Origin of the sequence: Cyanobium sp. ATX 6A2 (genome assembly GCF_024346355.1) — a bacterium.
In the GTDB taxonomy this organism is placed as follows: domain Bacteria; phylum Cyanobacteriota; class Cyanobacteriia; order PCC-6307; family Cyanobiaceae; genus NIES-981.
The window spans coordinates 1-22,437 of record NZ_JAGQCU010000019.1 but is presented as its reverse complement, the minus strand read 5'-3'; the positions used below and the strand labels follow the sequence as shown (position 1 = coordinate 22,437).

The 22,437-nt window shown below is 69.5% G+C and carries 24 protein-coding genes, 1 tRNA gene and 1 pseudogene; 9 read left to right on the top strand and 17 right to left on the bottom strand.

The features are described from left to right. The first annotated feature begins 5 nt into the window (after positions 1–5). A complete protein-coding gene (locus KBY96_RS13810; protein WP_254980117.1) occupies positions 6–938 on the top strand; it encodes a phytoene synthase in 933 nt (310 codons plus the stop codon). Here the strand turns inward: KBY96_RS13810 and KBY96_RS13805 are convergent. The 3 genes from KBY96_RS13805 to KBY96_RS13795 form a co-directional block, all read right to left on the bottom strand. Next, complete coding sequence (locus KBY96_RS13805; protein ID WP_254980065.1) at positions 926–1,876, bottom strand: alpha/beta fold hydrolase; 951 nt, start codon at positions 1,874–1,876, stop codon at positions 926–928. The two genes, KBY96_RS13810 and KBY96_RS13805, sit on opposite strands and share 13 nt — an antisense overlap. Positions 1,877–1,922: 46 nt before the next feature. Then, positions 1,923–2,345 (bottom strand): RNA-binding protein, encoded by a 423-nt coding sequence (locus KBY96_RS13800; protein WP_254980064.1) that lies wholly within the window; start codon positions 2,343–2,345, stop codon positions 1,923–1,925. A gap of 89 nt (positions 2,346–2,434) precedes the next feature. Then, a complete protein-coding gene (locus KBY96_RS13795) occupies positions 2,435–3,721 on the bottom strand; it encodes a CCA tRNA nucleotidyltransferase (RefSeq protein ID WP_254980063.1) in 1,287 nt (428 codons plus the stop codon). Here KBY96_RS13795 and KBY96_RS13790 point away from each other — a divergent pair. The 3 genes from KBY96_RS13790 to KBY96_RS13780 are packed head-to-tail and all read left to right on the top strand — an operon-like array spanning position 3,714 to position 5,337. Next, positions 3,714–3,965: a Ycf34 family protein gene (locus KBY96_RS13790; protein ID WP_254980062.1), complete on the top strand. Its 252-nt coding sequence runs from the start codon at positions 3,714–3,716 to the stop codon at positions 3,963–3,965. The genes KBY96_RS13795 and KBY96_RS13790 overlap by 8 nt on opposite strands. After that, the gene (gene tsaB / locus KBY96_RS13785) at positions 3,962–4,636 is read left to right on the top strand and encodes a tRNA (adenosine(37)-N6)-threonylcarbamoyltransferase complex dimerization subunit type 1 TsaB (protein ID WP_254980061.1); all 675 of its coding nucleotides are present in this window, start codon (positions 3,962–3,964) and stop codon (positions 4,634–4,636) included. Before KBY96_RS13790 ends, tsaB begins: the two co-directional genes overlap by 4 nt. Next, positions 4,636–5,337 carry a YdcF family protein gene (locus KBY96_RS13780; protein WP_315859501.1) on the top strand — a complete coding sequence of 234 codons (702 nt, stop codon included), beginning with the start codon at positions 4,636–4,638 and terminating at the stop codon, positions 5,335–5,337. Before tsaB ends, KBY96_RS13780 begins: the two co-directional genes overlap by 1 nt. On the opposite strand, the gene KBY96_RS13775 is transcribed toward KBY96_RS13780, so the two are convergent. The 5 genes from KBY96_RS13775 to rpaB form a co-directional block, all read right to left on the bottom strand. After that, positions 5,237–6,004: a 1-acyl-sn-glycerol-3-phosphate acyltransferase gene (locus KBY96_RS13775; protein ID WP_254980060.1), complete on the bottom strand. Its 768-nt coding sequence runs from the start codon at positions 6,002–6,004 to the stop codon at positions 5,237–5,239. The two genes, KBY96_RS13780 and KBY96_RS13775, sit on opposite strands and share 101 nt — an antisense overlap. Beyond that, the gene (gene fabD / locus KBY96_RS13770) at positions 6,001–6,891 is read right to left on the bottom strand and encodes an ACP S-malonyltransferase (RefSeq protein WP_254980058.1); all 891 of its coding nucleotides are present in this window, start codon (positions 6,889–6,891) and stop codon (positions 6,001–6,003) included. The genes KBY96_RS13775 and fabD overlap by 4 nt, the downstream gene beginning before the upstream one ends. A 64-nt stretch (positions 6,892–6,955) precedes the next feature. After that, positions 6,956–7,948, bottom strand: coding sequence for a beta-ketoacyl-ACP synthase III (locus KBY96_RS13765; RefSeq protein ID WP_254980115.1), 993 nt, complete (start codon positions 7,946–7,948; stop codon positions 6,956–6,958). A 95-nt stretch (positions 7,949–8,043) separates the two neighbouring features. Beyond that, positions 8,044–9,375: a phosphate acyltransferase PlsX gene (gene plsX / locus KBY96_RS13760; protein WP_254980056.1), complete on the bottom strand. Its 1,332-nt coding sequence runs from the start codon at positions 9,373–9,375 to the stop codon at positions 8,044–8,046. After that, the gene (gene rpaB / locus KBY96_RS13755; protein ID WP_254980055.1) at positions 9,356–10,114 is read right to left on the bottom strand and encodes a response regulator transcription factor RpaB; all 759 of its coding nucleotides are present in this window, start codon (positions 10,112–10,114) and stop codon (positions 9,356–9,358) included. The genes plsX and rpaB overlap by 20 nt, the downstream gene beginning before the upstream one ends. 114 nt (positions 10,115–10,228) lie before the next feature. On the opposite strand from rpaB, the gene radA reads away from it, so the two are divergent. After that, a complete protein-coding gene (radA, locus tag KBY96_RS13750; RefSeq protein ID WP_254980054.1) occupies positions 10,229–11,680 on the top strand; it encodes a DNA repair protein RadA in 1,452 nt (483 codons plus the stop codon). A 21-nt stretch (positions 11,681–11,701) separates the two neighbouring features. Here radA and KBY96_RS13745 read toward each other — a convergent pair whose 3' ends face one another. From KBY96_RS13745 to KBY96_RS13725, 5 genes are all read right to left on the bottom strand, one after another. Then, on the bottom strand, positions 11,702–12,316 hold the full coding sequence (locus tag KBY96_RS13745) for a cytochrome c oxidase subunit 3 (RefSeq protein ID WP_254980053.1): 615 nt from the start codon (positions 12,314–12,316) through the stop codon (positions 11,702–11,704). Next, positions 12,313–13,932 (bottom strand): cytochrome c oxidase subunit I, encoded by a 1,620-nt coding sequence (gene ctaD / locus KBY96_RS13740; protein ID WP_254980052.1) that lies wholly within the window; start codon positions 13,930–13,932, stop codon positions 12,313–12,315. The genes KBY96_RS13745 and ctaD overlap by 4 nt, the downstream gene beginning before the upstream one ends. Next, positions 13,929–14,771 (bottom strand): cytochrome c oxidase subunit II, encoded by an 843-nt coding sequence (locus KBY96_RS13735; RefSeq protein ID WP_254980051.1) that lies wholly within the window; start codon positions 14,769–14,771, stop codon positions 13,929–13,931. Before KBY96_RS13735 ends, ctaD begins: the two co-directional genes overlap by 4 nt. A gap of 363 nt (positions 14,772–15,134) precedes the next feature. Further along, complete coding sequence (locus tag KBY96_RS13730) at positions 15,135–15,386, bottom strand: hypothetical protein (protein ID WP_254980050.1); 252 nt, start codon at positions 15,384–15,386, stop codon at positions 15,135–15,137. Positions 15,387–15,449: 63 nt separating this feature from the next. Then, the gene (locus KBY96_RS13725; protein ID WP_254980049.1) at positions 15,450–15,971 is read right to left on the bottom strand and encodes a photosystem I assembly protein Ycf3; all 522 of its coding nucleotides are present in this window, start codon (positions 15,969–15,971) and stop codon (positions 15,450–15,452) included. 78 nt (positions 15,972–16,049) lie between these two features. Between KBY96_RS13725 and KBY96_RS13720 the strand changes: the two genes are divergently transcribed. From KBY96_RS13720 to KBY96_RS13710, 3 genes are read left to right on the top strand one after another with little or no spacing between them, the layout of a single operon-like run. Beyond that, positions 16,050–18,470: a heavy metal translocating P-type ATPase gene (locus KBY96_RS13720; protein ID WP_396122330.1), complete on the top strand. Its 2,421-nt coding sequence runs from the start codon at positions 16,050–16,052 to the stop codon at positions 18,468–18,470. Further along, positions 18,463–19,110, top strand: coding sequence for a dTMP kinase (tmk, locus tag KBY96_RS13715; protein WP_254980048.1), 648 nt, complete (start codon positions 18,463–18,465; stop codon positions 19,108–19,110). Before KBY96_RS13720 ends, tmk begins: the two co-directional genes overlap by 8 nt. Then, positions 19,107–20,090, top strand: coding sequence for a DNA polymerase III subunit delta' (locus tag KBY96_RS13710; RefSeq protein WP_254980047.1), 984 nt, complete (start codon positions 19,107–19,109; stop codon positions 20,088–20,090). The genes tmk and KBY96_RS13710 overlap by 4 nt, the downstream gene beginning before the upstream one ends. Here KBY96_RS13710 and KBY96_RS13705 read toward each other — a convergent pair. The 4 genes from KBY96_RS13705 to KBY96_RS13690 all read right to left on the bottom strand — a co-directional run bounded on the left by KBY96_RS13705 (position 20,015) and on the right by KBY96_RS13690 (position 22,116). Beyond that, positions 20,015–20,770, bottom strand: coding sequence for a response regulator transcription factor (locus tag KBY96_RS13705; RefSeq protein ID WP_254980046.1), 756 nt, complete (start codon positions 20,768–20,770; stop codon positions 20,015–20,017). The two genes, KBY96_RS13710 and KBY96_RS13705, sit on opposite strands and share 76 nt — an antisense overlap. Positions 20,771–20,930: 160 nt before the next feature. Then, positions 20,931–21,002, bottom strand: a tRNA-Asn gene (locus KBY96_RS13700). A 137-nt stretch (positions 21,003–21,139) separates the two neighbouring features. Beyond that, entirely contained in the window at positions 21,140–21,787 is a 648-nt protein-coding gene (locus tag KBY96_RS13695) for an ABC transporter ATP-binding protein (protein ID WP_254980045.1), read from the bottom strand. 65 nt (positions 21,788–21,852) lie between these two features. Continuing rightward, a complete protein-coding gene (locus KBY96_RS13690) occupies positions 21,853–22,116 on the bottom strand; it encodes a hypothetical protein (RefSeq protein WP_254980044.1) in 264 nt (87 codons plus the stop codon). A gap of 195 nt (positions 22,117–22,311) precedes the next feature. On the opposite strand from KBY96_RS13690, the pseudogene KBY96_RS13685 reads away from it, so the two are divergent. Then, positions 22,312–22,437: pseudogene (locus tag KBY96_RS13685) on the top strand (photosystem II D2 protein (photosystem q(a) protein)); the annotation flags it as partial.

Below are 22,437 nucleotides of genomic sequence, written 5' to 3'. Positions count from 1 at the left end.
GCGGGGTGGTGCTGGCCGATCCAGCCACGGGATGGCGATCGTTGCCCTCGCTGGCGGAGGCCTATGAAGGCTGCCGGCGGGAAACGGCCCAATGGGCCAAGACCTTCTACCTCGGCACCCTGCTGATGCCCCCGGTCAAGCGCCGGGCCATCTGGGCCATCTACGTGTGGTGTCGCCGCACCGATGAGCTCATGGACAGCCCCGAGGCCCAGCAGCGGCCAGCGGCGGAGCTGGCCCAGCGGCTGGATGCCTGGGAGCAGCGCACCCGGGCGCTGTTCCGGGGGGAGGTGCGTGACGGCCTCGATCTGGTGATGCGCGACACGATCGAGCGCTTCTCCCAGCCGTTGCAGCCCTATCTGGACATGATCGAGGGCATGCGCATGGACCTCACCACCACGCGCTACGCCAGCTTCGAGCAGCTGCGCCTCTACTGCTACCGCGTGGCCGGCACCGTGGGCCTGATGACCCAGGAAGTGATGGGGGTGGATCCCGCCTACACCAGTGCCCCGTGGAGTGATCCCCCCGATACCTCCGAGGCGGCTGTGGCCCTTGGCATCGCCAACCAGCTCACCAACATCCTGCGTGACGTGGGCGAGGATCGGGGTCGCGGCCGGATCTATCTGCCCCAGGACGAACTGGAGCGTTTCGGCTACAGTGAGGAGAACCTGTTGGCCGGGGTGGTGAACGACAACTGGAGGGCCCTGATGCGCTTCCAGCTGCAGCGCGCCCGTGAGTGGTTCGCCCGCTCCGAGGCGGGTGTGCGCTGGCTGTCACCTGATGCCCGCTGGCCGGTGTGGACCTCCCTGAGGCTCTATCGCGGCATCCTGGATGTGATCGAGCAGCACGACTACGACGTGTTCAACCGCCGGGCCTACGTGCCCCGTCGGGGCAAGCTGCTGGATCTGCCCTTCTCCTATTTCGTGGCTCAGGCCCGCTGAGGGTTCACCGGGCTGCAGCCGATCCAGCGGCGCAGCAGCGGGTTCACGAGCTCCGGGGCCTCGTCGTGGGGGCAGTGTCCTACCCCCGGGAGTACCACAAGCTCCTCGATGCAGGCGTAGTGCGCCGCCCAGCGCCGCGCCTCCGCCGGATCCTCCCAGGGATCGGCCTCTCCCCAGATCAGCCGCACCGGAATCGGCTTCGCGCCAGCTCCCGACGTTCGGCTGAGCTCGTCCAGCAGCTGGGGGGCCAGGTGGTCGTTGAACAGGTTCACGAAACCCCGGAAACTCTCCAGTGCGCCGGGGTCGGTGCTCGGCCGGAACAGCAGCTCCACCAGCTCGTCGTCCACATGGGCAGTGCTGGGGTAGGCCCTGGCCAGCACCCGGCGGATGAAGGCCGGCCGTGCCAGGAGCCTGAACAGGGGAGCGATCACGGCGCGCTGACGCACCAGGGCCTTGAGCAGGGGGCGCGAAGGGCGCTGCCAGGCGGGCAGCTGGGCCAGTCGCTTGTCATCGAGGGCCCGCTGGGCGCAGTCGAGCAGCACCACCTGGGCCGGCGACAGCCCGCGTTCCCGCAGCAGCCGGGCGGCGTTGAGGGCCACCATGCCCCCGATCGAGTTGCCCACCAGGTGCAGCCGGCAGGAGCGCGTCTCGATGGCGAACAACGCCACTGCGGCGTCAACCACCTGCTCGGCCCAGAGATCGAAGCAGTAGCGCACCGCTCCGGGCTCATCGGCCTCGTCGGCCAGGCGGGAGCGGGGCTTGCTGCTCGCCCCGAATCCCAGCAGGTCGAGGGCGATCACATCGGCACCGTCAGCCAGGGCCGGCAGGGTGTGACGCCAGTGGCCCGAGGAGGCCCCGAAGCCATGGATCAGGATCACCTTGATCGCCGCGTCCGGGTTACCGGTTCGCCGCAGGGCGATGGTGTGGCCCCGCCACAACCAGAGCTGGGAAGAGGCCTGGATCAGGGGATCGGGGGCGAAGGAATCAGACGGCAGCCTTCTGGCTGTCGAGCAGTTGCTTCAGCTTTGCAAGTTCGCCGGCCCAGCGTGGGTCGGGTCCCTGGCTGTCCACCTGGTCGGCGTGCACCACCTTGTTCGACGCCGGACGCTGCTGGGGGGCGGTCTGGCCGCGGCGGTCGCCGGGGGTGGTGGAGCGGCTGTCGCGGCGCTCGGAGATCTCGATCCGCAGGGTGTTGCCGCCGAAGTCCTTGCCGTTGAGCTCGGCGATCACCGCTTCCGCCAGTTTCTGGTCGTCGACGTTGGCGAAGCCGAAGCCACGGCAGAGGCCGGTGTCGCGGTCGTTGACGATTTTGAAGCGGACGCCTTCTCCGACGCCGGTGAACAGAGCTTCAAGCTCCTTGGCATCAAAAGTCTGCGGCAGGTTGCCGACGTAGAGGCGAACGCTCATGGGTGGGAAGGCGGAAAACGGAACACTTCAGCTGAGGAGGAAGCGGGCGAGGACAGGACTCACTGCTCTGCTGTCATCGCTACCTGAAGTTAAACACGGCGCTGGTAACCCCGGCGTTGGCCAAGCCACAGACGGGCGGCGGCCAGGGCCTCCCGCTCGCCGCTCACCGGCAGTCGGCCGAAGGCCCGTTCCCGGGTGAGGTGCCGCAGCAGTTCCCCGAGTTCGGGGCCAGGAGGCACGGCCAGCAGCTCACCCAGGCGGTCGCCGCTGAGGGGCGGCCGGGGGTGGAACAGGGGGTCGTCACCATCCCGCCAGCGGGCCAGCGCGCTGCGGGCCTGGGGGGCCGGCAGGGCCAGCAACAGGGCCGGCAGCGTGGTCTCCAGCTGGCCCTGCAGCCGCAGGCGCTCGCCCTCCTCCAGCGCCGCCAGCGCAGCTGCACCGCCCAGCTCCCGCAGGCGCTGCCACCAGTGCCGCAGCTCCCCGCATTGGCGCTGCAGCCGCCGGCTGCCCCGCAGGTCCCGCACCGCCTGCCCCGGCAGCAAGGCCGCCAGGCGGGCCAGGGGCAGGGCCGCGGCGCTCTCCGCCGCGTCCAGGCCCAGGCGAGCGGGGGCGCCGGCATCCAGCACAGCCAGCCGGGGCGCGGCGCCGGCATCCACGGCCCAGGGGGTGAGCAGCCCCAGCTCCAGGGCCTGCGCCAGCCCCTGCTCACCGTGGGCGGCAACGGCCAGCTGCTGCAGTTCGCTCAGCACCCGCTCCCCGGCCACCGCCACCAGCCGGTGGGCATGGGCGGCGATCCAGCCGGCGGTGGTGGGCTCGAGCTGCAGCTGCAGCTGCCAGCGCAGCCGGATGCCGCGCAGCAAGCGCAGGGGATCGTCGATCAGGTTGGCCTCCGCCACCGCCACCAGCTGGCCGCGACGCAGGGCCGCCAGTCCGCCGGTGGGATCGAGCAAGGGGGCGCCCGGGGGCAGGGGCAGGGCGATGGCGTTGGCGCTGAAGTCCCGCCGGCCCAGATCGTCGCTGAGGGTCGTTCCTTCCTGGCGGGCCAGGTCGATCGTCCAGTCCGCCAGCACCAGCCGTGCGATATCCCGCCGGCGGTCGAGCACCACGCAGCTGCCGCCCCACTGCCGTGCCAGGCGCTGGCCGAGGGCGATGGCACCGGCCGGCACCACCAGATCCAGATCAGGGCGTTCCCGCAGCTGGCCCAGCAGGGCATCGCGCACGGCCCCGCCCACCAGCGCCGTGCCTGCGGGCAGGTGGTGGGGATCGATCGGCCAGTGTGCCGGCGCCAGGCGCTCCCAGAGGCGGCGCTCCAGTTCGCCGCCGGTTGCCTCCAGCGTCACAATGGGCTCCAGGCGGGGGCCGGCTGGGATGTGCATCTGCGTGGATTGCCACTGGGTCGACCGCTGTCAGGCCTATCACGCGGTGGAACGCCAGCACGGCGTTGCGCACCTCAGCCCCGAGCCCGACTTCCAGCCCCGGGACCCCCGCATCCACGTGCAGGTGCTCGATCTGCCCAGTGGCGGTGTGGGCGTGGAGTGGGATGTGCGGGCCTGCACCAGCTTCCAGGCCGAGCCGGGGCACTGGCAGCGGCTGCGCCCGGGTGCCGTCCTGCCCCCATGACTCCGTCGCCGCGCTGGCTGCTGGCCCTGCACAGCTCCACGGCCGAGCTGGGGGTGGGCGTGCGCCAGCTCGATGGCGCCCGCCCCGATTGCATCGTCACCTTTCCCCTGGGCCGCGGGCTCTCCAACCAGCTGCTCAGCTGCGTGGAGCAGGTGCTGCCGGCCGCCCACTGGCCAGAGCTCGGCCGACTGGCGGTGGCCACCGGCCCGGGCGGATTCACCGGCACTCGCCTCACGGTGGTAATGGCCCGCACCCTGGCTCAGCAGCTGCAGCTGCCCCTCGATGGCGTGGGCAGCTTTCTGCTGGTGGCCCGCCGTCTGGGACTCGTCGAGCCCACCTGGCTGGTTCAGGAGCTGCCCCGCCGCGGGCTGGTGGCGGGGCTCTACGGCCCCGGTCCCAGGGCCGGTGGTCGTGCCGGAGATGGTTGTGCTGGCGATGTCGGTGGCGGGGATGGCGGCGAGGTGGTGGAGTGGCGGGCGCCGCGGCTGCATGCCGACGCCACCAGCCTGGCGGCCATTCACCCGGCCCCCCGGCGTCCGGCTGAGGTGGCGGTGGCCGCCGATGTGGCCGCGTTGCTGGCCATCGCCCACCGGGCCCATCAGGGCGGTCAGCCTGCCCCCTGGCAGCCGGTGCTGCCCCACTACCCCACCTCGCCCGTGGGGGCGAGCTGATGCAGGCCCGACCTCGGAGCCGGCGGGCCGGGCCCTCCCCAGCCGCGCCGCGTGCGCCCCGGCGGCGCTCCCCGGCCCCACGCCGTCGCCGCCCCCGGCCCTGGCGGCTGGGCGTGCTGCTGGTGTTGGCCGGATCCTGGGTGTGGCTGTCCCGTGGCTGGTGGTGGCCCACCCCTCCGCCGGCCCAGGTGATCCTCGTGCTCGGCGGTGATGTGGACCGCGAGCAGCACGCCGCTGCGCTTGCCCGCCAGCGGGGCCTGCCGGTGGTGGTGAGCGGCGGCAGCAATCCCGAATACGCCCAGTGGCTGTTTGAGCAGCACCAGGGCCTGCCATCCCAGCAGGTGCGGCTCGACTACCGCGCCACCGACACGCTCTCGAACTTCACCTCCCTGGTGGACGACCTGCGTCAGGCCCGGGTGCGCCATGCCCTGCTGGTCACCAGCAGCGACCACATGGACCGGGCCCTGTTGGTGGGCCGCATCGTCGCCGGCAGCCGCGGCATCCACCTCACGCCCGAGCCGGTGGACTGTGCGGAGCAGTGCCTGCCCGAACGGCGCCGCAAGGTGTGGGGCGATGGCCTGCGAGCGGCCCTGTGGGTGGTCAGTGGCCGGGATCTGCGCCACTGGGCGGCAGAGCGCCTGGCACCGGAGCGCTGGACAGAGCGGGTGCGCCGATCAATCCCAGGTCGAGCAGGGCATTGATCTGCTCCTGGCAGGCCGCGGTGCTGGCGTCGAGATCGACCCGGCGCCGCGAGGCCGGTGGCGGGATCGGGGTGCCGATGCGGATGTGCACCGGCACCGCCCGCGGCAGACCCTGGCCCCGGCCCAGGGCCCGGTGACTGTTGAGGATCGCCACCGGCAGCAGGGGCACGCCGGCGCGGGCGGCCAGCAGGGCGGCGCCGGGCTGGGGATGGTTGACGCGCCCGTCGTCCTGGCGGCTGCCATCGATGAACACCCCCACCGCCCAGCCCTCCTCGAGCCGGTCACCGGCGGTGCGGATGGCCTCGCGGTCGCTGGCGCCGCGGCTCACGGGGTAGGCCCCGCAGGCGCGGATGATCGGCCCCAGCAGGGGCACGCGAAACAGTTCCGCCTTGGCCATGAAGGCCACCGGACGCCCCAGGGCATGGCCCAGCAGGGGCGGATCGAGATGGGAGCCGTGGTTGGCCACCACCACCAGCGCCCCCTCCTGCGGCACCTGGCCGCCGCCGCGCGTGCGCCCGCGCAACAGCAGCCGGAACACCGGGAACACCAGCAGATAGCTGATCAGCCCGTAGGTGAGGCTGGGCCTGGGTGTGCGGATCAGGGCCGGCGGCTCGCTGCGCCGCCGCCGCCGCCAGACCCGTTTCACCGCGGCCACGGGGCGGTTCATGCTCCCAGGTCGGCGGGGCCGGAGATCTGGGCGGTGGCGATGGCTGCACCGCCGCGCTTGAACAGGCCGCTGAGCACTCGTCCTGGTCCGATTTCCACGGCGGTGTCGACCCCGGCGGCCGCCAGGGCATCCATGGTTTCCCGCCAGCGCACGCCGCTGGTCATCTGCCGCCGCAGCCGCTCCTTGAGGGCCGCGCCGCTGGTGCTTGGGGTGGGGTCGGCGTTGCTGAGCACCGGCACCTCGGCATCGGCGAAGGGGAGGGCGTCGAGCTCGGCGGCGAAGGCCGCGGCGGCCTCGGCCATGAACGGCGAGTGGAAGGCCCCGCTCACCGCCAGGGGCACGGCGCGCTTGCACTGGAGGTTGGTGCTCACCTGCGCCACCGCCGCCGGCGTGCCGGAGAGCACCACCTGGGCGCTGCTGTTGTCGTTGGCGATCACCACGCCTTCGCTGTCTGCCACCAGGCGCTCCAGTTCAGCGCGATCGAAGCCCATCACCGCTGTCATCGCCCCGCCGCCGGCCGCCGCCATCAGCTCGCTGCGGCGCCGCACCAGGGCCAGGCCGGTGTCGGCGTCGAACACCCCCGCGGCATAGAGGGCCACCAGCTCCCCGAGGCTGTGGCCGGCCAGAAGGTCGGCCCGCCGCCCCTGGGCGCGGAGGGCATCCACCAGCAGACTCTCCACCACGAACAGGGCCGGCTGGGTGTTGCGGGTGTCGTTGAGGTCCACCAGCTCGCCCTCACCGCCGCCGCTGCAGATCGCCAGCAGATCACGGCCCAGCAGAGCTGAGGCGCGTGTGAAACGCTCCTGGGCTCCCGGCAGGTCGAGCAGACCATCGGCCATGCCCGTCTGTTGGGACCCCTGGCCAGGAAACACCCAGGCAATCGCCATGCGTCGCTGCAGTTCGGATCGGCCAGGAGGTTAGGCCTCGGACCCGACGCCGACCCGGCAGCCCTCAGGCCCGGGGGCCGTGCCAGCGCAGCAGGGCCGCACCCCAGCTCAGCCCGGCCCCGAAGCCGCTGCTGGCCAGCAGGTGGCCGGGCTGGATGCGCCCGTCGCGCACCGCTTCATCGAGCATCAGCGGGATCGTGGCCGCCGATGTGTTGCCGTACCGAGCCAGATTGCTGAGCACCCGCTCTGCGGGCACCGCGAAGCGTTCCGCCACGGCGTCGAGGATGCGCTGGTTGGCCTGGTGCAGCAGCAGCCAGTCGAGCTGGCTGGCCTCGGTGCCGGTGGAGTGCAGCAGCTGCTCAAGGATCGCCGGCACCTCCCGCACGGCGAACTTGTACACCTCCTGGCCGTTCATGACGATCGGAGCGAAGCCGCCTTTCTGGGTGGAGAGGTCGCCCAGCAGGGCTTCTCGGGTGTCGGTCTGGGCCAGGGTGAGGCAGGCGTTGCGGCTGCCGTCGGAGCGCATCGCAAAGCCCAGCAGGCCGCTGTCGGCCGCAGCGCAGGCCTCCACCGCCACCGCCGCGGCGCCATCACCGAACAGCACGCAGGTGCTGCGGTCGTCCCAGTCCACCCAGCGGCTGAGCTGGTCGGCGCCGATCACCAGGGCGCGTCGCACCGCGCCGCTGGCGATGTACTGACCGGCGGTGACCAGGGCGAACAGAAAGCCGCTGCAGGCAGCGGTGAGATCGAAGGCCACCGCGCCCGTGGCTCCGAGCGCCGCCTGGATGCGCGGGGCGGTGCCGAACAGGTCGTCGGGGCTGGAGGTGGCCAGCAGGATCAGGTCCACGTCTTCCGGCTGCCAGCCGGCATGGGCGAGGGCCTGGCGGGCGGCCCGGGTGGCCAGCACGGTGAGCGGTTCCTCGGCCCCGCACACCCGCCGGGCTGCGATGCCGGTGCGGCTGCGGATCCAGTCGTCACTGGTGTCAACGCGGCGGCTGAGCTCCTCGTTGCTGATGCTCACAGCCGGGATGGCACTGCCGCAGCCCACCAGAGCCAGACCTGGCAGAGGGTTGGCGGCGGCCCCAGCCGCGGGTCCTGTGAGGCTGAGGGACACGCCGTGCGGCACGCAGGAGGCCCGGAATCGGGGGTCAGTCAACCACAGGCCACGGCGCCGGCCTGGGCGCTGAGCGCGTGCAGGTCGTCCATGACGCCGTGGTTGGCGGCTGAATGGGCCAGCCGCAGGGCGCTCAGCACCGAGAGCGCCTTGCTGCTGCCGTGGCCGATCACGCAGACGCCGTCGACCCCGAGCAGCAGGGCGCCGCCGTGCTCGGCATGGTCAAGCCGTTTCTTGATGCGGCGCAGGTTGTTGATCAGGAAGGCGGATCCCACCTTGCCGCGCCGTCCCCGGGGCAGCTCCACCTTGATCACATCGAGCAGCACGCTGCCCACGCTCTCCAGGAACTTGAGCAGCACGTTGCCGGTGTAGCCGTCACACACCACCACATCGAACTTGCCGGAGAGGATGTCGCGTCCCTCACAGTTGCCGGCGAAGCTGAAGCGCTGCTCAGCTGCCAGCAGCGCGTAGGTGCGCTGGCAGAGGTCGTTGCCCTTGCAGGCCTCCTCGCCGATGTTCACCAGGCCGATGCGCGGCCTGCTCACCTGCAGCACGTCGTGGCTGTAGATGTTGCCCAGCAGGGCGAACTGCAGCAGCCACTCGGGCTTGCAGTCCATGTTGGCGCCCACGTCGAGCACGAGCACCTGTTGCTCCGGGTCGCGGGTGGGGAAGAGGGCGCCGATGGCAGGACGGTCAATGCCCCGCAGCCGGCCCAGCCGGAAGATCGCCGAGGCCATCACGGCTCCGGAGTTGCCGGCCGAGTACACGGCTGTGGCCTGGCCCTGCTTCACCAGGTCCATGGCCAGGTTGATGCTGGCATCGCGCTTGCGCCGCACCACCGTGGCCTCTTCGTCCATGCCCACCGAGGGGCCGCTGGGCACCAGCTGGATCCAGCCCCGGGAGATGGCCTGGTTGAGCTGCTCCTGCAAGCCCAGCTCCAGCACAGCGGCCCGCAGTGGACCGGTCTCCGCCACGAAGCGCACGCGCAGCGGCAGGCGCTCCACGGCCTGCAGGCAGCCCTCCAGGATCGGTCCGGGGGCGTGGTCGCCGCCCATGCCATCCACCGCCACCCAGAGGCGGTCGGCCTCGTTGATCGGGGTGTTCTCGTCCGGCCCGCCGAGGCCTCGCTGCAGTCGCCGCAGGGGATCGAACACCAGCGGTGTGAGCACGGTGTGGGCGGCGCTGGTGGCGGCACCGGCCACCGAGCCGGCCCCCGACACCGCCGCCCCGGCCACCGAACCGGCCATGGTGCCGGCGCTGGTGGCGGTGCCCACCAGGCTGGTGACGGCGGCGTTGCGGCGATACCAGATCACCAGCCGCCGGATGGCGCGGCTGGGTTTGGTGCGCTTTTCAGGCTCCTTCGGAGGCAACGGGCTCGACGATGCGTTGGAACAGATAGCCGGTGCCCCGGGCCGTGAGGATCAGCTCGGGGTTGGCCGGATCATCCTCCAGTTTGGAGCGCAGCCGGGAGATGTGAACATCCACCACGCGGGTGTCCACGTGACGTTCAGGGGTGTAGCCCCACACCTCCTTGAGGATCTCGCCGCGGCTGAAGGGCTCGCCGCTGCGGCTCACCAGCAGCTCCAGCAGGCTGAATTCCATGCCCGTGAGGCGGATGCGCTCGTCGCCCCGGTACACCTGACGCTTGTTGGTGTCGATGCGCAGGTCGGCGACGCCGATCACCCCGGAGTTGGGGATGCCGGCGACGGATTCCTTCTCCACCCGCCGCAGCACGCAGCGGATGCGGGCCTCCAGCTCCTTGGGGCTGAAGGGCTTCACCACGTAGTCGTCGGCCCCGAGTTCCAGGCCGGTGATGCGGTCGGCCACGTCACCCAGGGCGGTGAGCATCACGATCGGCACGTCCGATTCCTTGCGCAGCTCCTGACAGACCCCGTAGCCGTCGAGCTTGGGCATCATCACGTCGAGCACCACCAGATCGGGCTGGCTGGTGCGGAAGGCTTCCAGGGCTTCCTGGCCATCGCTGGCCGTGACCACCTGATAGCCGATCATCGACAGGCGTGTTTCGAGAATCCGGCGGATGCTGGCCTCGTCATCGACGACCAGGATCGTCTCCTTCTCTTTGCTGGGGCTTGGGGGGGAGGCCGTCATGCCGCCTTGGCCGTTACATCAGACGGCCCCTACTGAAAAGGTCCGAGGGCTCAGGATTCATGCAACGCCACCTTTCTTCATAGTTGGCGCCCCACCGTTCAGCGCCTCACCCCCTTGGCCAAGCCCGTCACTGTCTACGTCTGCAGCCACTGCGGCGCCCAGACCCGCCAGTTCTTCGGCCGCTGCAGCAGTTGCGGCAGCTGGAACACTCTGGTGGAGCAGCTGCAGGCGGCCGCGCCGGCAGCCGATGCACGCCGGCGGCGGCCCCTGAGCCCCGAGTCCGGCCCTGCCGCCCGGCCCCGCCGCTCGGCCTCGATCCGGGCGGTGGGGGAGCTGCCGCTGCAGCGCCTCGGCAGCGGTTACGACGAATTCGACCGGGTGCTCGGCGGTGGCCTGGTGCCGGGCTCGCTGGTGCTGCTCGGGGGAGATCCCGGCATCGGCAAGAGCACCCTGCTGCTCCAGAGCGCCCGGGCGATGGCCGATCGGGCCTCGGTGCTCTACGTGAGCGCCGAGGAATCAGCCCAGCAGGTGAAGCTGCGCTGGCGCCGGCTGGCGCCGCCACAGGCCGCCGGTGATGGGGTTGCCGTTGATGGGGCAGCGGATCCCGATCTGCAGCTGCTGGCGGAAACCGACCTGGAGCTGGTGCTGCAGGAGCTGGAGAGCCTGCGGCCTGCGGTGGCCATCATCGACAGCATCCAGGCCCTGCACGACGATCAGCTCAGCAGCGCCCCCGGCTCGGTGGCCCAGGTGCGCGAGTGTGCCGCCGCCCTGGCCCGCATCGCCAAGCGCCAGGACACGGCCCTGCTGCTGGTGGGCCACGTGACCAAGGAGGGCATGCTCGCCGGGCCGAAGGTGCTGGAGCACCTGGTGGACGCGGTGCTCACCTTCGAGGGCGATCGCTTCGCCAGCCACCGCCTGCTGCGGGCGGTGAAGAACCGCTTCGGGGCCACCCACGAGCTGGGGGTGTTCGAGATGCAGGGCCAGGGCCTGGTGGAGGTGAGCAACCCCAGTGAGCTGTTTCTGGGGGCCAATGAGCCCAGCAGCGGCACCGCCACGATCGTGGCCTGCGAGGGCACCCGGCCCCTGTTGGTGGAACTGCAGGCTCTGGTGAGCACCACCAGCTATGCCAGCCCCCGCCGCAGCGCCACCGGTATCGCCGTGAACCGGCTGCACCAGATCCTGGCGGTGCTGGAGAAGCACCTCGGCCTGCCCTTCTCCCGCTTCGACTGCTACCTGGCCGTGGCCGGCGGCCTGGAGGTGGAGGAGCCGGCCGCTGATCTGGGTGTGGCTGCCGCCGTGGTCGCCAGTTTTCGTGACTTGACCCTGCCGCCGGGCACCGTGCTGATCGCCGAGCTGGGCCTGGGTGGCCAGCTGCGGCCGGTGGGTCAGTTGGAGCTGCGCCTGCAGGAGGCGGGGCGGCTGGGCTTCAACCGGGCGGTGGTGCCCAAGGGCAGCGGCCTGGGGCCCGCTGCCGCCGGCGCGGGCGTGCAGTTGCTCGAGGCCACCACGGTGGCCGAGGCCCTGGTGGCGGCCCTGGGGGTGGATCCGGCCGACGACCGGGGCTGATCGAGCGCCAGAGGATTCCGGCTACAGCAGGTAGAGAATGCCGTAGAGCACCACCCAGATCCCATCCACGAAGTGCCAGTAGAGCTCCGTGGCCTCGAGAGGGAAGCGGTTCTGGCTGCTCACCCGGCCCCCTTCGCGGCTCTGCCACCAGATGATCAGGATCATCAGCGAGCCCAGGGTCACATGCAGACCGTGAAAGCCGGTGATCGCGTAGAAGGTGCTGCCGTAGAGGTTGTCGGTGAGGCCGAAGGGCAGGGAGAAGTACTCCTTCAGCTGGGCGGCCAGGAAGAGGAGGCCCAGGGTGGCGGTGATCAGCAGCCAGCGCCGGCAGAGCTGACGATCGTCGCGCTTCAGGGCTGACCCCGCCCTGTGGAAGGTGAAGCTGCTCACCAGCAGCAGCACGGTGTTGATGCTGGGCAGCAGCAGCTCCAGCTCGTAGATGGCCCCTTCCGGGAGGGGATTGACCGCGCGGAAGGTGAGGTAGGCGGCGAAAAAGCCGGCAAAGGTCATGCCGTCGGCCACCAGGAACGTGGCCAGGCCGAACAGGCGGTGATCGGGATGGTGCTCGGTGCTTTCGGCAGCGGAGTGCTCAGTGGCGTTCTGGCCGCTGGCGGGTCCGGGAAGGCTGGTTGTCATGACGAAACTGGAGACTTGAGGCCATAGCCGTAGGGCTCATGGACCAGGGGAGCCTCTCCATGCCAGTTCTCCTCCGGCGGTGGTGAGCTGGTCAGCCATTCCGGCGTCAGGGCATTCCAGGGGTTGTCCCCGGCGACCGTGCCCCGGTAGGCGCTCCAGATCACATTGATCAGGAAGGGAAGGGTGCTCACGGCCATCAGCAGAGCGCCAACGCTGCTGATCTGGTTGATGAACTGGAACTGGGGATCGTATTCGGCAACGCGTCTGGGCATGCCGTTGAGGCCCAGCCAGTGCTGGGGGGCAAAGCAGAGATTGAGGCCGATGAAGGTGAGCCAGAAGTGCAGCTGACCGAGGGGCTCGTTGAGCAGGCGTCCCATGACCTTGGGGTACCAGTGGTAGATCGAAGCAAAAATCACAAACACCGTGCCCCCGTAAACGATGTAGTGAAAATGTCCCACCACAAAGTATGTGTCGTGCACATGGATGTCAAATGGCACCTGGGCCAGGGCAATGCCTGTGATGCCGCCGAACACGAAGTTCACGATGAAGCCACAGGAGAACATCACGGCGCTGTTCAGGCTGATGCTGCCTCCCCAAAGGGTGGCCAGCCAGTTGAAGAACTTGATCCCCGTGGGTACTGCGATAAAGGAGGTGGCGATGGTGAAGAACAGCCGCATCCACGGAGGGGTGCCGCTGGTGAACATGTGGTGAGCCCACACGATCAAACCCAGAAAGACGATGGCCATAATCGAGTACACCATGGTGGTGTAGCCGAATAGGGGCTTGCGAGCGTGCACCGGCAGGATCTCGCTCACCAGTCCGAAGGCCGGTAGCACCATGATGTAGACGGCCGGATGGGAGTAGAACCAGAAGAGGTGCTGGTACACCACCGCATTGCCCCCCATGGCAGGGTTGAAGAAGCCGGTATGGGCGACGATGTCGAAGCTCAGCAGCACCAAGGTGCCGGCCAGCACCGGGGTGGACAGCAGCACGAGGATGCTGGTTCCGAGCATCGCCCAGCAGTACATGGGCAACTGCATCATCTGTAGCCCAGGCCGCCGCATTTTGAGGATGGTGCCAACGAAGTTGATGGCTCCGAAGATCGAGCTGCCTCCCAGCAGCAACACGCTCAGAATCCAGATGACTTGACCGGTGGCGGCCGTGTTCAGGCTGAGGGGCGGGTAGGCCGTCCAGCCCGACTGGGATGCCCCGCCGAGGAAGTAGCTGCTGATCAGCAGCACACCAGCCGGCGGAATCATCCAGAAGGCCACAGCATTCAACCGGGGGTAGGCCATGTCTCTGGCCCCCACGTAGAAGGGGATCAGGTAGTTGCCGAAGGCACCGTTCACCACAGGGACGATCCATAGGAAGATCATCACGGTGCCGTGCAGGGTGAGGAGCTCGTTGTAGACCTCCCGGGGCATGAAATCGGAGATGGGGGTCAGCAGTTCGGTGCGCAGGGCGCCAGCCAGGGCTCCACCGATGAAATAGAACAGGAAGCCGCAGACCAGATATTGCAACCCGATCACCTTGTGGTCGGTGCTGAAGCCGAAGTAGCGCTGCCAGCGCGGCTGCTCCGCCGTGCTCGCGAAGTCGGATGGTGGGCTGATGGTCATGAGATCACCGCTGAGCTGGTGGGCGTGGCCTTCACGGGGCTGTTCTGGGCAACCCAGTTGGCGAAATCCTCGGGTTCTTCAACGATCACGGTGGAGCGCATGCCGCCGTGGTAGGCGCCACAGAGCTCAGCGCACACGATCGGATAGCGGCCCGGACGGGTTGCCGTAAAGCTCAGCAGGGTGGGCTGGCCGGGAATGATGTCCTGCTTGAGCCTGAACTCCGGCACCCAGAAGGCATGAATGACGTCATTGGCCGTCATTCGCAGGGATACGGGCTGGCCTGCAGGAACATGGAGTTCGCCACTGATGATATCTGCTTCTGGATAATGAAAAATGAAGGCAAACTGCATGGCGGTGACCTCAATCGGTACTGCTGTTGCAGGGGGCTCGCCTTCCACGGACGCCGGGCTGATGCCAGCCCAGGTCTTCTCCTCTGGCTCCTGTGCGGTTTGCATGCTGGCCATGCTGTGATCGTGCATCGGCACCATGCCGCCCATCCGGTCATAGATGTCGAAGCTGTAGATCCCCACAAACAGCACCACCACGGCCGGAATGGCGGTCCAGAGGATCTCCAGCGGTAGATTGCCCTCCACGGCCAGGACTTCCCCAGCCGTGTCGCTGCGGCGACGGAATCGCGTCAGGCTGTAGAGGACCATTCCCACGATGCCAATGAACAAGGTGGTGCCGATGCTGAACAGCACCTTGAAAAGCTCGTCGTAAAGTGGAGCGTTGACGCTGGCATCGACTGGCAGCAGGTTCACGTTCTGTCCCACCCACAGGCCCACCAGCACAAGGGCAGTGCCGATGAGCAGCGTGAGAATTCTGGGTGGGATCGGCATCGTCCCCATGGTCTGTGGGTCGTCCCTGGATAGTGGGGCTCAGTCTATGAACCAGGCTCCAGTGGCGCAGCTGTTCAACGTCAGCGGTTGCGATCTGTGGGGAATGGGCTCTTTTCTGTGTGGCAATCAACGCCAAAGTGTTGCAATTAATGACGCCCTGCTGTTCCCTTCGCCGGGCTGGCGTCCAGGTTGGTGATTGCCCTGAAACCTGAGTGCTGCGAGGCCTCCTGTCATGACCGTTCACGACCTGCAGCTGCTCGTGGTGTTGCTCTTGCCCGCCATGCTCCTGTCAGTGCTGTTGCTGGGCACGTTTGCGGCAGGCGGCTGACCCCCAGCTTCAACCTTGGCCCCAGGGGCTCATCATCAGCTCTCTTGCTGGGGCTCCAGCCTGATGTGATTCAGCAGGGTGGTGACAAAGGCAAACAGCAGAAACGGCAGGCTGAGCACCAGGATCAGCCCAACGCCCACCAGGGCGAACAGTGGGCGGGACGAGCCCATCAGCGCCAGTCCTGCTGCCAGGCTCGCGAAGATCACAGCCATCCAGGCCAGGATCTGGCCATAAATGTCGCCGAAGCTGAGGGTGCAGCGCAGGTTGAAGGCAGTGCCCGGGGTCATGGCGTTGGCTGGCTTTGCTCCAGCTAAGCCAGAACTGGCCCAGATGTCCCCCGGTCGACCAGATCAGAAATACACGTCCACGTTGCCGCGGCCGCTGGTCTTGAGCCAGTTCTGGGCCTCGATGTAGTTGTTGGGAGCCATGCGGATGGCCTTGCCCCACAGGTCGGCGGCCTGATCGAACTGCTGGTCGGCCTCGTCGGCGTCGCCCCGCTCCTCGGCCAGGGAGCCGAGGTGGTGGTGGATCACGGCCATGTTGTTGAGGACCTGGGGCATCTTGCTGTTCAGTTCCAGGGCCTGGCTGTAGGTGTCGAGTGCCCTGGCGTGCTCACCGTTGCTGGCGAACACCAGGGCCATGTTGTAGTAGATGAAGGCCCGGTCGTTGGGGTCGTCCTCGAGCTTGAGGGCCTCGTCGTAGTTCTCCAGAGCTTCGGCGTATTCCCCGTCGGCCTGGGCGCTCATGCCGTCGCGGTAGTAGGCGAAGGCCTCCTTGGCCCGACGGTTGGTGGGCAGCACCTTGAGAATCAGGTCGGCCATCACCGTGAAGCTCTTGTCGATGAAGTTGTCGTTGCGTTGGGAGCGGGGCACCGGCGGGAGGCGAGCTTCGTGGTGACCAGTCTGGCCGATCTGCTTACCGTGAGCACCATGCCCGGCTGATTCGGCCCCATGTCTGTTCTGCCGTCTGCCTCGCCCACCGCCCCAGCGCCTGAGGCCCCAGCCGCCGGGCCGCCTCACTCCCCGGAGGCCGAGCCCCTGCTGTTGGAGCCACCGCTCCTGGAGCCTCTTTTGCTGGAGATCGAGGGGATGAAGTGCGCTGGCTGTGTGCGCGCGGTGGAGCGGCGGCTGCTGGAGCAGCCCGGGGTGAGCCAGGCCAGCGTGAACCTGCTCACCCGCACCGCCTGGGTGGAGCTGAATCCGGCCCTCGCGGCCGTGACCCCCGATCAGCGCAGCCAGCCCCTGGAACAGGCCCTGGCGGGCATGGGCTTCACAGCCCGGCCTCGCGCCTGCGAGAGCCAGATCCCCAGCCTGCGTGAACGCCATCAGCGGCGCAGCTGGTGGCAGCTCTGGCGCCAGCTGGTGGTTGCCCTGGTGCTGCTGCTGGTGTCGGGGCTGGGCCACTTCGGCCTGGTGGCCCCCACCCTCTGGCAGGGCCCCGGTGGTGTGGTGTTCACCGCCGAGTGGTTCCATGCCCTGGTGGCCACCGTGGCCCTGTTCGGGCCCGGCCGCCCGATCCTGGTGAAGGGGGCCCGCTCGGCCATGGCGGGTCTGCCCAGCATGGACACCCTGGTGGGCCTGGGGGTGGGCAGCGGCTACCTGGCCAGCCTGGTGGGGCTGCTCTGGCCGCAGACGGGCTGGCCCTGCTTCTTCAACGAGCCGGTGATGCTGCTGGCCTTCGTGCTCCTCGGCCGCTTTCTCGAGGAGCGGGCCCGCTTCCGCACCGGCCGGGCCCTGGAGCAGCTCGCCGAGCTCCAGCCCGACACGGCATCGCTGCTGGTGGGCGATGGCCCGCCCCGGCAGGTGCGCGTGGGTGGTGTGCGCCCGGGTGACCGGCTGCGGCTGTTGCCGGGCGACCGGGTGCCGGTGGATGGGCTGGTGCTGGAGGGGGAATCAGCCGTGGATGTGTCGGCCCTCACGGGCGAGCCCCTGCCCCTCCAGGCCGGCAGCGGCACCGCCCTGGCCGCCGGCAGCCTCAACCTGGAGGCCCCTCTGGTGCTGGAGGTGCAGCGCAGCGGCAGCGACAGTGCCGTGGCCCGGATCATCCGAATGGTGGAGCAGGCCCAGAGCCGCAAGGCCCCGATCCAGGGCCTCACCGACCGGGTGGCGGGGCGCTTCACCTATGTCGTGCTCGGCCTGGCGATGGCCACGTTTCTGTTCTGGTGGCTGTGGGGCACCGCCCTCTGGCCCCATGTGCTGCACCTGCACCACCACGACGCCGGCCACACCGGCCATGGTCTGCTCGGCGTGTCGGCCGACACCCCCTTCAGCCTGGCCCTGCAGCTGGCGATCGCCGTGCTGGTGGTGGCCTGCCCCTGTGCCCTGGGCCTGGCCACCCCCACGGTGATGACCGTGAGTGCGGGGCAGGCGGCCCGCTCCGGCCTGCTGTTCCGTGGTGGTGACGTGATCGAGATGGCCGCGCGGCTGCAGACCGTGCTGTTTGACAAGACCGGCACCCTCACCGTGGGGCGGCCGATGGTGACGGGGGTGGAGCCGCTGCCGGCGGTGACGGTGGACCAGCTGCTGCAGGTGGCCGCCAGCCTGGAGGCCAGCACCCGCCACCCCTTGGCCCATGCCCTGTTGCAGGAGGCCACGGCTCACCAACTCCCCCTGCTGGACACCAGCGGCTGCAACACGGTGGCGGGCGCCGGGGTCACCGGCACGGTGGACCGCCAGCCCTGCCGGGTGGGCCGGCTCAGCTGGGTGGCCCCGGATGCCGACGCCCACTGGCAAAGCCGCCAGGCTGCCCTGGAGGCCGATGGTGCCTCGGTGCTGGCGGTGGCCCAGGCTGGCCGCCTGCTGGGCCTGGTGGCCGTGCAGGATGCGCCGCGCCCGGAGGCGGCGGATGTGCTGGCGCGGCTGCGCCAGCTGGGCTTCGGTCTCGGGTTGCTGAGCGGCGATCGCCGCCTTCCGGTGCAGCAGCTGGGGGCAGCGCTGGGCCTCCACCCCCACGAGCTGGCGTGGGAGCTGCTCCCGGAGGACAAGCTCGAGCGGATCGAGGCCCTCCGCGCCGCCGGTCCGGTGGCGATGGTGGGCGACGGCATCAACGACGCCCCGGGCCTGGCGGCGGCCGATCTCGGCATCGCCGTGGGCACCGGCACCCAGATCGCCCAGGACAGTGCCGATCTGGTGGTGATGGGCGATCGTCTCGAGGGCATCGTTCAGGCCCTGGGTCTGGCGCGCCGCACCATGGCCAAGGTGCGCCAGAACCTGGTGTGGGCCTTCGGCTACAACCTGGTGCTGCTGCCGATCGCCGCCGGGGTGCTGCTGCCGGGGTATGGCCTGCTGCTCTCGCCGCCCCTGGCGGCCCTGCTGATGGCCCTCAGCTCGATCACCGTGGTGCTCAATGCCCTGCTCCTGCGCCGTGCCTGATCCGGTCCCGGGCCGCTTCCTGGTGCTGGAGGGCATCGATGGCTGCGGCAAGTCCACCCAGCTCGAGCGGCTCCACCACTGGCTGCCCCACAGCGGCCTGATCCCCGCGGGCTCCGACCTTGTGGTCACGCGCGAGCCCGGCGGCACGCCCCTGGGGCAGGCCCTGCGCCAGCTGCTGCTCCACCCGCCGGGGGAGGCCACCCCTGTGAACCGAGCCGAACTGCTGCTCTACGCCGCCGACCGGGCCCAACACGTGGAGCAGACGATCCGACCGGCCCTGGCGGCGGGACATTGGGTGCTGAGCGATCGCTTCAGTGGCTCCACCGCCGCCTACCAGGGCTACGGCCGCGGCCAGCCCCTCGATCTCATCGAGCACCTGGAGCAGATGGCCACTGGCGGTCTGCAGCCCGATCTCACCCTCTGGCTGGATCTGCCCCTGGCTGAGAGCCGGCGCCGCCGCGGCGATCGACCCGCCGACCGCATCGAGGCTGGTGGTGAGGCCTTTCTGGAGGCGGTGGCCCGCGGCTTCGCCGAACTGGCTGCGCGCCGCGGCTGGTGCCGGGTGGATGCCGGTGCCGATCCGGCCCGGGTGGCGGCCGAGTGCCAGGGGCTGATCGGCCGGTTGCAGCAGCGCCCGTGAGTGAGCTGTTCGCCGATCTGGTGGGCCAGCGCCCGGCCCGCGCCCTGCTGCTGGCCGCGCTCGAGGCGCGGCGGATCTCCCCCGCCTATCTGTTCGCCGGACCGGAGGGGGTGGGGCGACGCCTGGCGGCGCTGCGCTTCCTCGAAGGGGTGATGGCCGGCCCGCAGGGAGCACCGTCGCTGCGCCGTCGTGTGGCCGAGGGCAACCATCCCGATCTGCTCTGGGTGGAGCCCTCCTACCTGCATCGCGGTGAGCTGGTGCCCCTCTCCCGGGCCGAGGAGGAGGGGGTGAACCGGCGCAGCCCGCCCCAGTTGCGCCTCGAGCAGATCCGCCAGGTGTCCCGCTTCCTGGCCCGCCGGCCGGTGGAGGCGCCGGGCTGCGTGGTGGTGCTGGAGCAGGTCGAGGCGATGGCCGAGGCTGCCGCCAATGCCCTGCTCAAGACCCTGGAAGAGCCCGGCGAAGGTCTGCTGCTGCTGATCACGGCGGCCCCGGAGCAGTTGCTGAGCACGATCCGCTCGCGCTGTCAGTTGATCCCCTTCCGCCGCCTGGCGCCCGAGGAGGTGGCCCGCGTGCTCGAGCGTCTGTCGGGGTCGGCCGCCACGGAGGCTGCGCTGCCGGCGGACAGCCCCGAGCTGCTGGAGCTGGCGGCCGGCTCCCCCGGTGCCCTGCTCCATCACCGTCGTCAGTGGCAGGCCCTGCCGCCGGAGCTCAGCGGCCGCCTGCAGGACCTGCCGGCGAGCGCTGATCCCCTGGTGGCCCTGGCCCTGGCCCGCGACCTCAGCGAAGCGCTCGACGGCGAGCAGCAGCTCTGGTTGCTGGGCTGGTGGCAGCTCTGGCTCTGGCGCCGCCAGGCCAACCCGGCGACGCTGCTGCGCCTGGAGCGCCTGCGCCGCCAGCTGCGCGCCTACGTGCAGCCGCGGCTGGCCTGGGAGGTGGCACTGCTGGAGCTGGGCACTGGGCTTGGCAGTTCCAGGCAGTAGCCGGCCCCGTACACCGTCTTGATGAAGCGCGGTTTGCGCGGATCCGGTTCCAGCTTGGTGCGCAGGTGGCGCACGTGCACCCGGATCGTTTCGATGTCGTCGTCGGGTTCGTAGCCCCACACCTCCTTGAGGATCAGGGCCGGCGCCACGGTCTGTCCATGGCGCTGCAGCAGGCAGTGCAGCAGCTCGAACTCCAGGTGGGTGAGCCGCACGGGTTGATCGAACCAGATGGCCTCGAAGCGTTCCGGCACCAGGGTGAGGGGCCCGAAACTGAGGATTTCGCTGTGCTGGCTGGCCAGGGGGGCATGGTCGCAGCGGCGCAGCAGGGCCTTGACGCGCACGGTGAGCTCCTCGAGGTCAAAGGGTTTGGTGAGGTAGTCATCGGCGCCGGAGTTGAAGCCGCTCACCTTGTCCTTGGTATCGCCCAGGGCCGTGAGCATCAGGATCGGGATGCGTGCCGTGCGCTCATCGCGGCGCAGGCGCTGGCAGAGGGTGAGGCCATCCACCTTGGGCAGCATCAGATCCAGCAGGATCAGATCCGGCACCACCTGCAGGGCTAGGGCCTGGCCGCGGATGCCGTCTTCGGCCCTGTGCACGTCGAAGCCATTGTGGGCCAGGTGACCGGCCACCAGATCGAGCATGTCGCCGTCGTCCTCGATCAGCAGGATGCAGGGCTTCATCGCAGAGCAAACCTCGGACTGGTGGACGGATCGAAGACGGCGGTGGGCCCTTGCGGCCACTGAACCATGCCCATTCTCTCCGGCACGGCCCTGAGCGAGACCCTGTCCTTGACCGTGTCCCTGATCCTGACCTTGTCCCTGACCGTGACGTGAGCTGAAACTCCCCGGGCGGGATTCGAACCTGCGACCAATCGGTTAACAGCCGACCGCTCTACCACTGAGCTACCGAGGAATGGCAGTCCGGAGATCGACCCTGATGGGGGTCGCCCCTGAACTGAATCAGCCAGCACCAGCGGTGCCAGCGATTTCAGACCATACCGGTCGGCTGCCCCCCTGGGCAAGCGATGCTCTGGGATCAGCGCCCTGGGATCAGCCCGCCAGCTGGCGGGCCAGGGCTGCCCCCGGCTGCCAGGGGCCCAGGCGTCCCTCCCGCATCAGGGCGGCCCCGTCGCAGCTGGCCAACTCCTCAAGCCGATGGGTGATCCACAGGGCCGTGAGCGGCTGGGCGGCCCGGCTGGTGAGCCGGCGGATCAGGGCCAGCACCTCCCGCTGGCTGTCGGGGTCGAGCAGGGCGGTGGGTTCATCGAGCAGCAGCAGCTCAGCCTCGCTGGCCAGGGCGGCGGCGATGGCCAGGCGCTGTTTCTGGCCGCCACTGAGGGCATGGATGGGCCGATCCGCCATCCCTTTCAGCCCCACCTGCTCCAGGGCCTGCTCCAACCGCTCTTCCCGGCTGGAGTGATCCAGGCAGGGGTCGATGGCCAGCAGCAGCTCACTGCTGCAGCTGGGCAGCAGCAACTGGTGGTCGGGGTTCTGAAACACCAGAGCACAGCGAAGGTTGCAGCGGATGTGGCCCCGCTGGAGCGGCAGCAGCCCGGCGATCAACCGCAGCAGGGTGCTCTTGCCGCTGCCGTTGCTGCCCACCAGCATCCACAGCCCGTGGTGGGGCAGTTGCAGCCCGCAGTCGCGCAGGGCCGCTGTCTCCGTTCCCGGCCAGGTGTGACTGAGCGCTTCAGCCACGAGAGCTGGGCTGGGGGCGGGGCCGGAGCTGGGTGCGGGCAAGGGTCAGCGGGCGAGTGAAGGTCTCAGCTGTCGAAGCTGAAGCCGGGCCGTTTGCCGCCGGCCCCGCCGGCCGACTTCTCATAGAGCTGCACCGCCACCACCTCGCTGCTCAGCAGGCTGACCTTCTTCTCCGGCTCCTTGTCGCAGCTGAGCTCAAGCAGCCGCGGGCTGCCGCTCTCCATGGCTGAGCGCACCATGTCGTAGAGGGCCTGGGCATCGCCCAGCTCCTTGCGCTGCACCACGATCGGCATGGGGCTGAGCTTGATCGAGAGCTCGACGAGGTACATCGGGGCCAGGGGAAACGTGCAAGTCACTCTGGCGAACGGCGGTCAACGGCGGTCAACGGCCCGTCCACCGGCCGCCGCTGCGAGGTGTGCCTGCTGATCCATAGGCGCTTTTACTCAACAGCCGAGCTGGGGCGCACGGTTCGGGTCTCCACCCCATAGGATTTGGTTGTAACGCTTCGTAAAGACCGCCTCTTCATGACGATCGCAGTAGGGCGCGCGCCAGCGGGCCGGGGATGGTTCGACGTCCTCGACGACTGGCTCAAGCGCGACCGTTTCGTTTTTGTCGGCTGGTCCGGGCTGCTCCTGTTCCCCTGCGCCTAC